Below are 15840 nucleotides of genomic sequence, written 5' to 3'. Positions count from 1 at the left end.
GGGTTACTCCTTCGTGGTTTCCGGGGTTTCTGTAGGTTGCGCGGCCGCTGCCTGACTATCGGGCGCATATTCGCCCGCCGAGAGCTTGCGGCGCAGGATCTTGCCGACCGGGGACTTCGGAATGTCATCGACGAACACGTAGTCGCGCGGGCGCTTGAAGTTGACGAGGTCGGACTGGCGGCACCAGGCGTCGAGCCCTTCGGCATCGACATATTCGCGGCGCTTGATGAACGCGACCACGCGCTGGCCCCAGCGCTCGTCCTTCACGCCCGCGACCGCGACTTCATCGACGGCCGGATGCAGCGACAGCACCGACTCGATATCCACCGGCGAAATGTTCTCGCCGCCGCTGATGATCATGTCGTCCACGCGGCCGGTCACGTAGAGGTCGCCGTCGGCGTCGAAGTAGCCCGTGTCGCCGGTGAAGTACCAGCCGTCGCGCAAGGACTTCGCGTTCGCGTCCGGGCGATTCCAGTAGCCTTCGAATGCTTCGTCGCCGAGCAGGTCCGCGATGATCTGCCCTTCCTCGCCGACGGCCGCCGTCTCGTCGGGCGACACGGCGTCGAGCTTCACCACGCGCAGCCGCGTGTTGATGCCCGCGCGCCCCGCGCTGCCCGGCTTCTTCGTCGCGTCCTGATCGATGCTGAACGTGTAGACCTCGGACGAGCCGTAGTGATTGACGAACAACTCCGGCTCGAACGCGGCCGAGAGGCGCTTGAGCAGCCCGTCGTTCATCGGCGCGCCCGCGAAGCCGAGCTTTCTCACCGAGGACGTATCCGTGCTCGTGAAACCGCTGTCGGCGAGCAGGTCGTGATAGAGCGTCGGCACGAGATAGAGGCACGTCAGCCGGTGTCGTGCGATGGATGCCAGCGCGAGCTTCGCGTTCCAGCGGCGCACGCAGACGAAGACGCCATCGACGAGCGCCATTGCGAGCAGCGAGCGCACGCCCATCGTGTGATAGAGCGGCATCACGCCGAGCGTGCGTTCGCCGCGCCGGTACAGATTCTGCGCCACATGCGCAAGCGCGCCCGCGCGTTCGTGGCGGTGGCGGCGCGGCACGCCCTTCGGCTTGCCGGTGGTGCCGGACGTGTACAGGATCAGTGAGATGTCGTCGGCGGTGGCTTGCGTGCTTTCGGCTGTGCAGTCGTTTGCGCATTCCGGCGCGCGCTCGGCGGTCAGCGCGTCGAATGTCAGCGTGCCGCCGGATACGTCATCGAGCCCGATGCGCGGCAGGTTCTGCGCCGACGCGCTCTGCATCACGGCATCGGCGGAAACGGGTTCGTAGACGATCGCCTTCACGCCCGCATCCGTCACGCAGTATTCGACTTCCTCCGGCTTCGCGCGCCAGTTGAGCGGCACGATCACGATGCCCGCGAATTGCCCCGCCCAATGCAGCGTCGCCATTTCCCAGCGGTTCTGCAACACGACGAGCAGCCGGTCGCCGCGTCGCACGCCGAGCGCGCGCAGGCCATCGGCGACGTTCAGGATCACGCGATGCCACGCCGCGTACGTGAGTTGCAGGTCGCCGTCGACGAGCGCGAGCGCGTTCGGACTGCGCTCGACGCTTTGCATGAAAGTGCGGCCGAGATCAAGCATGTTCGGACTCCTTCGTATTTGCTTTTCCCTGACGGCGCGCGGCGACGTCCAGCACGGCCGCGACGATCGGCGTATAGCCCGTGCAGCGGCAGATGTGGCCCGACAGCATCTCGCGCACTTGCTCTTCGCTCGGGTCCGGCACGCGTTGCAGATAATCCGCGCACGACATCAGAATGCCCGCCGTGCAAAAGCCGCACTGCAACGCGTGATGACGCTGAAACGCCTGCTGCAAATCGCCGAGCGTCTGCTCCGGCGCGAGGCCTTCGACGGTATCGATGCGCCGTCCGTCCGCCTGCACCGCAAGCATCAGGCACGACCGTGCCGCGATGCCGTCGACATGCACCGTGCATGCGCCGCAGACGCCGTGTTCGCAGCCGACGTGCGTGCCCGTCGCGCCGAGTTCGTGCCGGATGAAATCCGACAGCAGTTCGCGCGGCTCGCAATAGCCGCTGCGTTCGCGGCCGTTGAGCGTCAGCGTGATGCGCTGCTCTTCGCCGTGCCGCATGATGTTGTCCGCCGTGTTGCTCACTTCGCCTCCTCGATCACGCGCCATCCCAGTTGCCGGACCAGATTCCGGCGATACTTCGCGCTGATGTGCGCGTCGTCCTGCGCGTTCAGTTTCCAGCTCAGGTCGTTCAATGCGCCGCGCAGGTCGTCGCCTGTCAGACGCGGCCAGGTCTCCGCAACCGGCCGGTCCGCGACGCCGCCTATCGCGATGCGGATGGCGTCGTCGGTCACGACCGCCGCGCACGCGACCACCGCGAAATCGCCGTGCCGCGCCGAGAACTCGGCGAACGCGTGACGCTCGCCGGGCTTTCTCAGCGGGAAACGCACGGCTTCAACCAGTTCGTCCGGCTCGCGCGCCGTCATCAGCATTCCCTGAAAGAAGTCCTGCGCGGCGAGCGTGCGGCGCTTCTTCTTCGAGCGCAGCATGACGTCGCCGCCGAGCGCGGCCAGCACGAGCGGCAGTTCCGCGCTCGGATCGGCATGCGCGATGGAACCGCACACCGTCCCGCGATTGCGGATCTGAAAATGCGAGATGTTCGGAAACGCCATCGCGAGCAACGGCACTTCGTCGCGCAACGAACGGCGCCACTCGACGCTGCCTTGCGTCGCCGCCGCGCTCACCACGAGATGCCCCGCCTCGTTATCGGCGCGCACGGCGTCCAGCTCGGCGGTGCGCGAGATATCGACGAGCACGCGCGGCTGCGCGAGCCGCATGTTGAGCACCGCCATCAGCGACTGCCCGCCCGCCAGCACGCGGGCGTCCTCGCCGTGCTGCGCGAGCGCGTCGAGCGCGTGTTGCGTCGTCATCGCGCGCAGATAATCGAACGGCGCGGGTTTCATGCATGCCTCCTGAAACGGCCGAGCAGCCGCGCGATCCATGATTCGCGCTGCGCCACCGGCTTGCCCGCCGCCTGCCGGCCGAGCGATTCGAACAATTGCCTGAGCACCACCTTCGCCGCGCCTTCGAGCATGCGTCCGCCGACCGCCGCGACCTTGCCCGAGACCTGCGCTTCGTAGTCGTATGCGAGGCGCGTGCCGTTACCGTGCGGCGTCAGTTCGACGAGACCGCTACCCCGCGCGCTGCCGAGCGGCGAGATGCCCGCGCCCGCGAGACGCAGGCGGCGCGGCGCGTCGATCTCCGACAAGCCGATGCGCGCTTCGAAACGCGCCTTGATCATGCCGACGCCCACGGTCACGTCCGCGCGATACTGGTTCGGCGCGGTCTCCTCCAGCGCGTGACAGCCGGGGATGACGTTGGCGAGCGCCTTCGGATCGAGCAGCACGGCAAACACGGCTTCGGGCGTCGCGGGCAAATCGACCGTGCCTTGCGCCGTCAATGCCTTGCCGCCGCCCGGCGTCGCGGGCTTCGTCGCGGCCGCTTCGCGGTATTCGGGGCGCGACGGTTCGGGATCGTCGATGCCGATCAGCGCCATCACCTTTTGCGGCGTGAGCGGCAGGCGTATGTCGTCGACGCCGAGCGCGTCCGCCACCGCATTCGCGATGCACGGCGGCGTGCTCATGTTGTTGCCTTCGCCGAGCCCTTTCGCGCCGAGCGGGGTGAAGGGCGACGGCGTTTCCAGATGAACGATCACCGGATCGGGCACTTCGCAGGTCGTCGGCATCAGATAGTCGGCGAGCGTGCCCGACTGGAAGCTGCCGTCCGCGCCGTAGCGGAACTCTTCCATCAGCGCCGCGCCCAATCCTTGCGCGAACGCGCCGCGAATCTGGCCGTCCGCGAGCGCGGGATTCAGCAGCGTGCCGGCGTCGTGCGCGGTCACGTAGCGGTCGATGCGCACGCGTCCCGTCGCGCGATCCACTTCGACGGCGCACATGTCGAACGCGAAGCCGTACGCCGCCGACGTATTGATGCGGTCCTTTTCATCGGGCGCGTCCATGTGCGGCGGCGACCAGAACACCGTCTCGCGCAAGCCCGGCTCTTCGCCTTCGGGCAGGAGCGCGGGCGCCCAGTGCGGCGCGTTGCTCGCCGCGCGCGCGAAGGGCAGCGCGCGGTCTTCGGCATCTTTCGGGAAAATGCGCGCACGCTCGAAGCGCACGTCATCTACTGCGCAGCCGAACTGCTTCGCGAGAATGCGCGAGAGCTTGTCGCGCACGCGCGTCGCGGCGAGATGCACCGTGCCCGCCACCGCGCCCGCGAAGCGGCTCGAATAGTTGCCCGCCGCGACGGACCACGCGTCCTTGTGCGTGTCGAACTCCACGTTCACGACGATGTCCTTCGGGTCCAGCCCGAGCACATCCGCGACGACTTGCGCGCACACCGTCATGTGGCCCTGCCCCGCGGGCGTCGATGCGATCGTGACGACCACGCCGCCGAGCAGATCCACGCTCACGGTCGCGCTGGCTATCGCGCCGTTCTTCGGACCGGCCTTCTTGCGCGCCTCGGGCGGCATGACGGTCGTGATATAGCCCATGTTCGATACCGACGGTTCGACGATCGCGGCAAAGCCGATGCCGTAGAGACGCCCTTCCTTGCGGGCCGCGTCGCGCCGCGCGACGAGTTCTTCGTAGCCGCCCTGCACGCTCGAAAGACGCAGCGCCTCCTGATAGTTGCCCGAATCGAGCAGCGCGCCTGCTGCCGCGCGATACGGGAACGCATCCGCGGGAACGAAGTTACGGCGGTACACGTCGAGCACATCGAGCTTCAGTTCGATGGCGATGCGCTGAATCAGCCGCTCCAGCGCGAAATACACTTGCGGTCCGCCGAAGCCGCGCACGAGGCCGGTCGGCGTCTTGTTGGTCAGCACCACGCGGTTGCGCACGGCGAGGTTCGGAATCGCATACGCGCCGGTGAGACAGCCGTGCATCCGGTAGAAGGTCGCGGGCTCGGGCGCGCGCACGTAGCCGCCCACGTCTTCCAGTTGATCGTACGAGAGCGCGAGAATGCGGCCGTCGCTTTCCACGGCGGCTTCGAGGGTGGACAGGCGCGCGGTCGCGGAGGTCGCGGCGCTCAGGTGTTCGAGCCGGTCCTCGACCCATTTCACCGGCGCGCCCGCCTTGCGCGAGGCGAGGCACATCAAGACGACATACGGAAACACCGCCTGCTTCACGCCGAAGCTGCCGCCGGAATCGCGCGGAGCCTTATGACGCAGACGGTTCGCGGGCACGTTGAGCGCCATCGCCATGACGGCGTGCAGCGAGAACGGCCCCATGAAATTCGACGTGACGTCGTAGCCTTCGTCGCCCGACAGGTATTCGGCGATCACCACGCCGCATTCGATCGGCGCGCACGTATTGCGCGGATAGTGCGCGACGAGCTTCACGCGATGCGGCGCGCGTTCGAACGCGGCTTGCGGATCGCCATAGCTGAAATGGCGGTCGCTGATCACGTTGCTGCCGACGCGTTCGTGCAGCACGGGCGAATCGTCCTGCACCGCCCGATCGATGGACGTGACCGGGTCGCGCAGCGCGTACTCGACCTTGATGAGGTCCATCGCATCTTCGGCAATGGCGCGCGATTCCGCCATCACGACTGCAACCGGCTCGCCGACATAGCGCACGCGGTCCATCGCGAGCGCCCACTGTTCCATCGGCGACTTGACGCCGACGACGAACGGACGCGACCACGGGCGCAAGTCGTCGCGCGTGAGAATGGCGCGCACGCCGTGCAGCTTCGATGCGGCTTCGGTGTCGATGGACACGATATCCGCGTGCGCATGCGGCGAGCGCAGAATCGCGGCTTGCAGCGTGCCGGGCTTCACGGCGAGGTCGTCGCCGTAGCGGCCACGGCCTGTCAGAATCGCGGGGTCTTCGACACGCGGCATCGGACGGCCGACGTGGCGCTCGGGCGCGGCGGCAGCGTTGTCAGCGACGCGTGCGTTCATATCCGCGAATGCTGTGTCGCGCTGGTTCATGGCGTCACTCCTTGCTCTCGGCGCGGCTGCCGAATTCATCGGCGAGACCGCTCCAGCGGCGCGCGATCTCGCCGTGCTCGATGCCGAACAAATCCAGAATGCGCCCGACCGTGTGATCGACCACATCGTCGATAGTCTGCGGATGCGCGTAAAACGCGGGCACGGGCGGCATCACGATGGCGCCCATTTCGGTTGCGAGCGTCATGTTGCGCAGATGCGCGAGGTTGAGCGGCGTCTCGCGCGCGACCAGCACGAGGCGGCGGCGCTCTTTGAGCATGACGTCGGCGGCGCGCGTCAGCAGGTTGTCGGCGAAGCCGTTCGCAACCGCGGCGAGCGTCTTCATCGAACAGGGCGCAATCACCATGCCGTCGCTCAGGAACGAACCGCTCGCCACCGCCGCGCCGATATCGCGCACGTTGTGCACGACGTCAGCGAGCGAATCGAGGTCGGCGCGCGAGAGGCCGAGTTCCTGCGCCGCCGTGACCGCGCCCGACGCCGAGACGATCAGATGCGTCTCGTGCGTGCCGAGCCGGCGCAGCGCGGCGATGAGACGCACGCCGATCACCGCGCCGCTCGCGCCCGAGATGCCGACGACGATGCGCTTCTTGCGCTCAGCCATGATCGCGCGTGAGGTAGGCGTCGAGCGCGCTGTTGTCATTCGCGACGAGCGCATCGAGATCGACGGTGTCTTGCCCCGGAATCCGCACGCGCGTGAAGACGTGCGCCGGATAAACGACCGGACGCGTGGCGTCGAGACCCATCTTCGCGCTCACGCCTTGCAGATGCGCGGGCGCGTCGTCGGGCAGGCCGACCGTCGTCGAAGGATCGAGCGGCGAGCCTTGCGCGCCCGCCACCACGACGAGATCGCGGTCGGCCTGAAAGCGCGTGGCGATCGCCCATTCGATCTCGGCGGGATCGTGCACGTCCACATCGGTATCCACGACGACGACCTGCTTGATGTCGTAGTGCGCGCCGAACGCGCAGAGAATCACGTTCTTCGCCTCGCCTTCGCGCTTCTTGTCGAACTGCACCCACAGGTGATAGCGGCACACGCCGCCCACCGAAAGATGCACGTCCTTGACCGAAGGATGGCTGCGCTGAAGATGCGCGAGCAGCGTGGCTTCACGCGGAATCGCGCCGAGCAGCAGATGCTCCATCTCGGCCGGCACGATCGTATGAAAGATCGGATCGCGCCGATGCGTGACTGCCGTCACTTCGATGACTTCGCGCGATTCCTTCGCGCTGTAGTACTTCGGGAACTCGCCGAAGGGGCCTTCCGGCTCGCGCACGTTCGGCAGAATGCGCCCTTCGATGATGACCTCCGCGAACGCCGGCACATGCACGCCGTTCGTCACGCACGACACGACCGGCAGCGGCGCGCCGTGCAGCGCGCCCGCGATTTCCAGCTCGTCGTGATCGATCGGCGTGATGGCTTGCGACGCGAGCATCGTGAGCGGATCGACGCCGATGGCGACGGCCACGTCGAGCGCATCGCCCGCTTCTTCGGCGGCGCGATGGAATGCGTACAGATGGCGCGGCAGCAGCAGAATTGCCATGCGGTCGCGGCCATGCACCTGAATACGGTTGATGGACACGTTCTGCACGCCCGTGCGCGGATTGCGCGCGATCACGAGACCCGCCGTGATGTACGGGCCGTTGTCGTGCTCGCTGTGCGTGGGAATCGGCAAGAGCGCGTGCAGGTCGATGCCGTTCGTATGCACCACTTGCTGGCACGGCGCGTCGTCACGCTCGACCACTTTCGACGCGAGCGGCGCGGCGGCCGCAGCGGAGAATCGCGCGAGCAGTCCGGCTTCTTCGACGCCCATCGCTTCGGCGATCCATGCGCGCTTCGCCATGAAGCCGCTCACGACCGGCACCGAATGTCCGCCCGGACGCGTGAAGAAGGCCGCTTGCGTGCCGTCGAGCCGCTTGGCGATGGCCGCGAGTTCATGTTCGAGCGCGACGGGCTTGCCGATAGTCGCGACGCGTCCGGTTTTCGCGAGATGCGCGAGCCAGTCGCGCAGCGAGAGCGAGCCCGCATCGGCGCCCTGGCAGGCCCATGCAAATGTGGAAATGCCGTTCGTTGCGGCATCGCGTGAGTTCATTGGTGTCTCCATCCATTGCCTGCCGTTGATCGGAAATGCCGCAGCAAGCGCATGGTTGAAGCGTAGCGAGATCACTCCATAAGTTCTAATACTGTTTTCTGATGCGCCGAATCATCGCGTCTTATATCCGTGTTAGCCCCGATGACAGCGTTCTTACAGTTACGTATCAATGGATGCCTTCGATACGCCGCCCAGTCGGGCGCAACTCGACGCGGCGCGTACAGGCCGCGTTTGACGCATAGTGATAACCCGGCGCAAAGCTATTAGCGTTGCTGATGAGGAAGGGATCAGATGGACCTCAAGCAAATCCAGTACTTCATCGCGCTTTTCGAAGACGGCTCCGTCACGCGTGCGGCCAAACGCCTGAACATCGTGCAGCCCGCGTTGAGCATGCAGATCGCCAAGCTCGAAGACGAACTGCATCAGCAACTCTTCGAACGGGGCGCGCATGGCATGGCGCCGACCGCGGCGGGGCGGCTCATGTATCGCCTCTTTCTGCCGATCATGCGCGACCTCGCGCACGCGCGGCAGCAGCTCGTGCAGCGCGATGAAGTCGTGACGGGACACGTGGGCATCGGGCTGATCGCGTCGGTCACGGAGAGCGTGCTCGCCGACTCGCTCTCGCGTTTTCATGCGCGTTATCCGGATGTCGAAGTGACTGTCGCCGATGGCTACAGCGCGACGTTCATCGACTGGGTGGCGGGCGGCCAACTGGATGCGGCGATCATCAACAAGCCGCGCGCGCGCCTTTCGCTCGATTCGCGCCCGCTGCTGGACGAAGAGATGGTGCTCGCAACCAGCGCCGCGCACGGCCCCGACTTGCCGCACGCGATAGAACTGGCGCAGTTACCCGAGCTCGAACTCGTCTTGCCGACCAAGCGCCACGGTCTGCGCGGCGTGCTCGACAGCGCCGCGCAACACGAAGACGTGCTGCTCGCGCCGCGCTTCGAAATCGACGTGCTTTCCACCATTCTCAAGCTCGTCGAGCACACGCGCTTTGCGACGATTCTTCCGCGCATCGTGGTCGAACGCGCCGCGCGGCACGGCACCTTGCGCGCGTGCCCCATTCTCGCGCCGCGCATCGTGCGCCATATCGTGTGCGTGAGTCATCCGCGCCGGCCGCTGAGCGCGGCAGCGGAGGCGCTTATCGCGATCATCGGCGACGAACTGCATCAAGCATCGAATACTTCGGTGTCCGATACATCACCCCAATGAAGGAACGAACACGATGAACGCATTGCACTGGATAGGCGGCGAATGGACCGGCACGCCCACGATCGACAGCATCGACCCCGCGACGGGCGAAGCCATCGGCCTATACGCCGACGGCGGCGCGCACGAAGCGGACGCCGCCATCGCCGCCGCGCGCCATGTGTTCGACGGCACGACGTGGGCGCAGGACGCGCGTTTGCGCCAGGACGTGCTGCTCGCGTGGGCCGCAGCGCTCGAACAGCAGCGTGATTCGCTCGCGACGCTGCTCACGCGCGAGAATGGCAAGGCCATTGCGCAATCGCGCGGCGAGATTTCGGGCGCCATATCGGAGGTGCGGTATTACGCGGGGCTCGCGCGGCATATCGCGGGTCATGTGCTCGAACCGGAACCCGGCACCCTCTCCACGATGCTGCGCGAAGCTGCGGGCGTCGCGGCGATCATCGTGCCGTGGAACGCGCCGGCCGTCTTGCTCGTGCGCTCGCTCGCGCCCGCGCTCGCGGCGGGCTGCACGGCGGTCGTGAAGCCGGCCGCGCAGACCTCGCTCGTCACGGCCGCGATGCTGCGCTGCTTCGAGCACACCGCGTTGCCGAAGGGCGCTGTCAATCTCGTGAACGAACAGGCGCACGCCGCCAGTCAACGGCTCGCGGATTCGCACGGCGTGGACGTGGTGAGCTTCACGGGATCGACCGCGACCGGCAAGAAGATCATGGCCGCGGCGGCGGACAGCATGAAGAAGCTCTCGCTCGAACTCGGCGGCAAGTCATGCTGCCTCGTGTTCGACGATGCCGACATCGCCGCCATCGCGCCGCGTCTCGCGCGCGCCGCGACCATCATCTCCGGTCAGCAATGCACGGCCGCGCGTCGCGTGCTGGTGCATGCGTCGCGCGCGGCCGAAATGCGCGAGCATCTCGCGGGCGCGCTTGCCGCGCTGAAAGTGGGACCGGGCATCGATCCGGCGACGGATATCGGCGCGCTCATCGATGCGCCCACGCGCGATGCAGTGGACCGCACGATCGAACGCGCTTGCGACATGGCGGATCGCGTGCTGTTGCGCGGCGCGCGCTCGGGCCACGCGTTTCTTTCGCCGACGCTCGTCGAGCACGGCGACCCGAAGGCGTTCTTTTGTCAGGACGAAATCTTCGGGCCGTTCGTCACGCTGGAAGTGTTCGAGAGCGAGCAGGAAGCTCTCGCGAAGGCCAATGACACGGTCTTCGGCCTGTCAGCCAGCGTATGGACGCACGACGGCCCGCGCGCCTTTCGCATGGCGCGTGCGCTGCGTAACGGCACGGTCTGGATCAACGACCACAACAAGCTCTTCGCGGAAGCGGAAACCGGCGGCTACCGGCAAAGCGGCCTCGGGCGTCTGCATGGCTACGACGCGCTCGCCGACTTCACCGAGATCAAGCATATCTGTATGCCGTCCGGTGTCGCGCAAGGCATTGCTCCGTTGCGCTGATACGTTGCGGCAGCGAGCGGCGTTCGCGCGCGTGCGCGTTCGCCGTCACAGTGAAGCCCGGCAAAAGCAGCGATGCCCGCAGGCGATTCATCGCGAGACCGCCTGGCGACCCGTTCGTCCGAGAAATGGCGGGCGGGCATCGTGGCGCGAAAGCGCCGGGAAGCCGCGTCCAGACCAATCGCTTTGCGTCGCATCCATCCCATGGCGCGGCACGACGCTTGCGCGCAATGCTCCCGTATGCATCCAGTGGGAGATTCGAAATGAAAGCGAAACTTGCAGTGACTGCGCTTGCGATCGCACTGTCAGGCGGCGTGAATGTGGCCGGCGCGGCGGACGCGGGTGGCGGCATGATCGGCGGCGCGGCGGGCGGCGCCGTCGGCGGAACGAGCGGCGCGGGCACAGGGACGAACGGCGTCAACGGACTGTCCGGCGCGACCGGCGCGAACACGTCGGGGCCGAGCAACGGCGGCGGCATCGGCGGCGCGAACGACGGCACCATGAGCGCAGCGCCGGGCCGGGGCGGCATGCAGCCGCCGGGCGCGACGCGCAACATGTCGTCCGGCGTGACGAGCCCGCAGAACACGCCTTCGCCGGGCGGCGGCGGATCACGCGGCGGATGGTAAGGCACGCGCTTCTACGCATCGGGCCAGCGCGGTTCGCGCCGCGCTGGCCCGGCGGATATTCGCTGCATCGGCGCCTCAGCTTCAGCCGTCAGACGGTAGAATAGTCTTAAGTTCTCCCGCCCGCTCGGGCATCCGCAAGCCGTTGCCGACACCAATGCTTGTCCCTATTAAGCCTGCGAACGAAAGCGAGCGCATTGCCGCGCTGCGCGCACTGAATATCCTCGATACCGCGCCCGAAGAGCGCTTCGACCGCCTGACGCGGCTCGCCAAGCGCCTGTTCGACGTGCCCATCGCACTGGTGAGTCTGGTCGACGAAAATCGTCAGTGGTTCAAGTCATGCACCGGCCTCAAGACGCGTCAAACGTCGCGCGATGTTTCGTTCTGCGCACATGCCATCGGCGGCAGCGACGTGTTGATCGTGCCCGATGCCCGCGCCGACGCGCGCTTCCACGACAATCCGCTCGTCATCGGCCCGCCGTTCATCCGCTTTTATGCGGGCTATCCGCTGAGCCTGCCCAACGGCGCGAAGCTCGGCACGCTGTGTCTCATCGACCAGCAGCCGCGCGCATTCGGCGCGGAAGACCGTCGGCTCTTGCGCGACCTCGGCCGCATGGCGGAACAGGAAGTGGCCGCGCTGCAACTCGCGACCATCGACGAACTGACGCTGCTTTCCAACCGGCGCGGCTTCGAGACGCTCGCGCAACATACGCTGAACGTCTGTAAGCGGCTCGCGCGCGAGGCCACGCTGCTTCTGATCGACCTGGACGGTTTTCGCGAGATAAACGATACCTACGGCCACGCCGAAGGCGACCGCGCGTTGCAGACGTTCTCCGACGTGCTGCGCGATGTGCTCGCCGAAAGCGACGTGATCGCGCGGCTGAGTGGCGACGAGTTCGCCGTGCTGCTCACCGACACGAGCGCCGAGGACGCCGACGAACTGGTCGAACGGCTGCGTCACGCGCTGCGTCAACGCGAAGCGCGCGTGCATCGCGGCTATTCGATCGGCTTCAACGCGCGGCAGACGCAGTTCGATCCGGCGCTTCATCACAGCGTGGCGGACCTGCTCGCCGAAAGCGGCTTCGACGATTAGGCCGCCCGGAGATATCAGCCGTTCTGTTTCGTGCCGTTCAACTCGGCAACGACATCGAACATATGCGGCACGTATTCGTCGCCGTGGCCGAGGTTGATGCCGAGCACGTAAATCTGCCGCACGGCTTCGGCCAGAATGTCGGTCGATGAATACGAAGCCGCGAGCTGGCTATACGAGCGCATGTCCTTCGCAGCATTTCGGATTGCGAACTGTTGTCCGCTGTCGTCGCCTTCGAGCAGATACGGGATGAGACGATCGAAAGTCTTGCTATGCGCGCCGCTCAGACGGCACACCGCCGCGAACTCATGCAGGTTCAACTGCGCTTTCGCGGCCGTGCCGAATGCCTCAGCGAGAATCGCGCCGTTCGCCTGCGCAATGAAGTTGTGAATGAGCTTCGCGCGATAGCCCGATCCGTGCGCGCCCAGATGATGCACCGTCTCCCCGTACGCGGCCATGAGCGGCCGCACGCGGTCGAGCACCGCTGCATCGCCGCCCACCAGCACGTTGAGCCGGCCCTCGCGCGCTTCCTTCGGCGTGCGGTTGACGGGCGCATCGAGGAACGCAGCGCCCTTCTCGCCGAATGCGCTGGCCGCTTCGGCGGCGAAGTCGGCATCGGCCGTCGTGCTGTCGATCACGATCAGACCGTCGTGCGCCCCCGCGAGCAGACCGTCTTCGCGGAACACGGCATCGCGCACGTGCGGCGTGCCCGTGACGCATACGATCACCACATCCACGTTGCGCGCGAGTTCGGCGGCGCTGCCGAGTTCGGTCGCGCCCTGCGCGACCAGTCCTTCAAGCGCCTGACGGCTGCGGTGCCCGACCACCGAGAGCTTGAATCCCTTCTTCATCACCTGCGAGGCGATGGCGCTACCCATCAGTCCCAGTCCGATCATGCCGACGCGTTCGATGCGCGCGGCAGATGCCGTTTCGTTCAGGCTCATGTTGTTCGTGTTCATTGACGTTGCGCTCAGAAAGTGACGGCTTCTGCATCGACTCTGCGTTGCCCGGAGTCGATGCAGGTACCGCGTACCTATACCTGCTGTACTGTCCGTTATACCGGCAGCTTGCGTTGATAGTTGATGTTGAGCACCGACAGCACTTGGAACACGGCCACCGCGACGAAGAACATCAACGCGAGGAAATACGAGCCCGTCGTCTGCACGATATAGCCGATGAAGATCGGCACGAAGATGCCCGCGATATTGCCGACGAAGTTCATGATGCCGTTGAGCGTGCCGGTGCGCGCACGCGTCGCGAGCATCGCGGGCGTCGCCCAGTTGCAGCCGCCGTTCCAGCGCAGGAAGAAGAGCGCCACGCACAGCAGCGTCACGACCAGGAACGGTGTCTTCACGAAGGCGACGCCGAGCATCGACAACGCGACGGCCGCCGCGCCGATAATCATCATCGAGCGATACACGAGGTTCGCACTCGCACCCGACGCCTTCCACTTGTCGGCGAGCTGACCGCCGAGCACTTCGCCCACGAAGCCGCAGAAGAAGATCAGGAACGTCGCGCCGCCCAGCGACTTGAGATCGAAGCCGTGGACCTTGAACAGGTACGTCGGCAGCCACGTCATCAGCCCGAAGAAGATCAGGTTGGTGCAGGTATGGCTCAGGCACATGCCCCACACGGACCGGTACGCGAAGAAGCGAAACAGCGACCCGCCCGCCGCGACCTTCGGCTCGTTCGCGTCTTCCTCGGCGTGCGCGCGCTCGATGTATGCGGCCTCTTCCTCGCTGATCGACGGATGTTCGCGCGGCGTATTGCGGATATACCACCACGCCCACACGCCGCACAGGATGGTGCCGACGCCCGCGACGACGAACGCCGCGCGCCACGAGCCGAGCACCGTCATCAGCGTTGCCACGACGATCGCGCCGACGCCCGAGCCGAGCGCGCTGCCGCCGTCCAGCAGCGCCGCGCCGCGCGTCTTTTCGTTCTTCGTGAGCCACAGCGCATTCAGCTTGCCGCCGCCCGGATAGATCGGCGCTTCGGTCACGCCGAGGCCGAGGCGCGTCAGCAACAGCAGGAACCAGCCGGTACTGAGCGCGCCGAGCGCCTGAAAGAAGCCCCAGCCGACGGTAGCGGCGGCGATCAATGCGCGCGGCTTCAGACGGTCCGCCAGCATGCCCGACGGAACCTGCATGAACAGATAGGTCCAGAAAAAGGAGCTCAAAATGATTCCCTGCCGTTCCGGCGTGAGGCTGAACTCCTGCGAGATGGCGGGCATCGCGACCGAAAGCGCCGCACGGTCGATGTAATTGATGGACACGAGCATCAGCAGCAGAAGGAAGATCTTCCACCGCACATTCGTCATCTTCACGGCTTGCGCACGACTACTGCTGGACACATCCATTGTCCGTCTCCTAACCAGTCTTATAGTTCAGGCGAGCGGAATCGCTCGCTCGTCATGCATGAGTGCTTCAGTGGCCCCAGCGCAGCACCAGCGGATCGAGCCGGCGCGCGACTTCGAGCAGGCCTTCGCGCGTCTTCGGATGCACGGACGCAAACGGGTGACGTACCGCGTCGGAGCCGATCACGCCGCCTTCCTTCATCAGGATCTTGCAGGCCGAGAGTCCGCACTGGCGGTTCTCGTAGTTGATGAGCGGAAGCCACTGCTGATAGAGCGATGCCGCCTGTTCCTTGTCGCCGCTCGCGTAGGCATCGACGATCTTGCGGATGCCGTCCGGATAGCCGCCGCCGGTCATCGAGCCGGTCGCGCCCGCTTCGAGATCAGGCATCAGCGTGATGGCTTCTTCGCCGTCCCACGGACCCACGACGCTGTCGCCGCCCAGTTCGATCAGCTCGCGCAGCTTCGAGGCAGCCTGTGCCGTTTCGATCTTGAAGTACGCGACGTTCTCGATCTCGCGCGCCATGCGTGCGAGAAACGGCGCGGACAGCGGCGTGCCGGCCACCGGCGCGTCCTGAATCATGATCGGAATGCCGATCGCATCCGACACCTTGCCGAAGAACTCGTAGATGCCCTTCTCGGTCACGCGGATGGTCGCGCCGTGATACGGCGGCATGATCATGACCATCGCCGCGCCCGCATCCTGCGCGGCGCGGCTGCGGCGTGCGCAGACGTCGGTGCTGAAATGCGTCGTCGTGACGATCACCGGCACGCGGCCGGCCACGTGTTCGAGCACCACGCGCATCACCGTGTCGCGTTCTTCATCGGACAACGCGAATTGCTCGGAGAAGTTGGCGAGAATGCACAGGCCGTTGGAACCGGCATCGATCATGAAGTCGACGCAACGCTTCTGGCCTTCGAGATCGAGCTGCCCCGCTTCGTCGAAGATCGTCGGAACGACGGGAAAGACACCGCGGTATGAGGTCGTATTATTCATAGTTAGGAATGCGATGGTTAAGGGTTGAGTACCGG

General features: G+C 66.1%; 13 protein-coding genes. 4 read left to right on the top strand and 9 right to left on the bottom strand.

Annotation, left to right across the window (positions count from 1 at the left end; genetic code table 11):
- Positions 1–3 precede the first annotated feature (3 nt).
- Genes NCR35_RS29110 through NCR35_RS29085 form a run of 6 tightly spaced genes read right to left on the bottom strand, consistent with a single transcriptional unit; the run spans position 4 to position 8077 of the window.
- Positions 4–1596, bottom strand: coding sequence for an AMP-binding protein (locus tag NCR35_RS29110; RefSeq protein ID WP_250537357.1), 1593 nt, complete (start codon positions 1594–1596; stop codon positions 4–6).
- Positions 1589–2149 (bottom strand): (2Fe-2S)-binding protein, encoded by a 561-nt coding sequence (locus tag NCR35_RS29105; protein WP_250537356.1) that lies wholly within the window; start codon positions 2147–2149, stop codon positions 1589–1591. Before NCR35_RS29105 ends, NCR35_RS29110 begins: the two co-directional genes overlap by 8 nt.
- Entirely contained in the window at positions 2122–2943 is an 822-nt protein-coding gene (locus NCR35_RS29100) for an FAD binding domain-containing protein (protein ID WP_250537355.1), read from the bottom strand. The genes NCR35_RS29105 and NCR35_RS29100 overlap by 28 nt, the downstream gene beginning before the upstream one ends.
- Positions 2940–5972 (bottom strand): xanthine dehydrogenase family protein molybdopterin-binding subunit, encoded by a 3033-nt coding sequence (locus NCR35_RS29095; RefSeq protein WP_250537354.1) that lies wholly within the window; start codon positions 5970–5972, stop codon positions 2940–2942. Before NCR35_RS29095 ends, NCR35_RS29100 begins: the two co-directional genes overlap by 4 nt.
- Positions 5973–5976: 4 nt before the next feature.
- Entirely contained in the window at positions 5977–6591 is a 615-nt protein-coding gene (locus NCR35_RS29090) for a UbiX family flavin prenyltransferase (RefSeq protein WP_250537353.1), read from the bottom strand.
- The gene (locus tag NCR35_RS29085) at positions 6584–8077 is read right to left on the bottom strand and encodes a UbiD family decarboxylase (protein WP_250537352.1); all 1494 of its coding nucleotides are present in this window, start codon (positions 8075–8077) and stop codon (positions 6584–6586) included. Before NCR35_RS29085 ends, NCR35_RS29090 begins: the two co-directional genes overlap by 8 nt.
- Positions 8078–8368: 291 nt before the next feature.
- Between NCR35_RS29085 and NCR35_RS29080 the strand changes: the two genes are divergently transcribed.
- The 4 genes from NCR35_RS29080 to NCR35_RS29065 all read left to right on the top strand — a co-directional run bounded on the left by NCR35_RS29080 (position 8369) and on the right by NCR35_RS29065 (position 12458).
- The gene (locus NCR35_RS29080) at positions 8369–9292 is read left to right on the top strand and encodes a LysR family transcriptional regulator (protein ID WP_250537351.1); all 924 of its coding nucleotides are present in this window, start codon (positions 8369–8371) and stop codon (positions 9290–9292) included.
- Positions 9293–9305: 13 nt separating this feature from the next.
- Positions 9306–10745, top strand: a complete 1440-nt coding sequence (locus tag NCR35_RS29075; protein WP_250537350.1) for an aldehyde dehydrogenase family protein — start codon at positions 9306–9308, stop codon at positions 10743–10745.
- 260 nt (positions 10746–11005) lie between these two features.
- Positions 11006–11368 carry a hypothetical protein gene (locus NCR35_RS29070; RefSeq protein WP_250537349.1) on the top strand — a complete coding sequence of 121 codons (363 nt, stop codon included), beginning with the start codon at positions 11006–11008 and terminating at the stop codon, positions 11366–11368.
- Between the two features lie 154 nt (positions 11369–11522).
- Positions 11523–12458, top strand: coding sequence for a GGDEF domain-containing protein (locus tag NCR35_RS29065; protein WP_250537348.1), 936 nt, complete (start codon positions 11523–11525; stop codon positions 12456–12458).
- Positions 12459–12472: 14 nt separating this feature from the next.
- Here the strand turns inward: NCR35_RS29065 and NCR35_RS29060 are convergent, their stop codons facing one another.
- The 3 genes from NCR35_RS29060 to NCR35_RS29050 form a co-directional block, all read right to left on the bottom strand.
- A complete protein-coding gene (locus NCR35_RS29060) occupies positions 12473–13414 on the bottom strand; it encodes an NAD(P)-dependent oxidoreductase (protein WP_250537347.1) in 942 nt (313 codons plus the stop codon).
- A gap of 95 nt (positions 13415–13509) precedes the next feature.
- Positions 13510–14814 (bottom strand): MFS transporter, encoded by a 1305-nt coding sequence (locus NCR35_RS29055; protein ID WP_250537346.1) that lies wholly within the window; start codon positions 14812–14814, stop codon positions 13510–13512.
- A gap of 67 nt (positions 14815–14881) precedes the next feature.
- On the bottom strand, positions 14882–15805 hold the full coding sequence (locus NCR35_RS29050; protein ID WP_244851223.1) for a dihydrodipicolinate synthase family protein: 924 nt from the start codon (positions 15803–15805) through the stop codon (positions 14882–14884).
- Positions 15806–15840 lie beyond the last annotated feature (35 nt).

The organism is Caballeronia sp. AZ10_KS36 (assembly GCF_023631105.1).
GTDB lineage: Bacteria > Pseudomonadota > Gammaproteobacteria > Burkholderiales > Burkholderiaceae > Caballeronia.
Note: the sequence above shows the minus strand (reverse complement) of the source record. Positions and strands in the feature narration are given on the sequence as shown.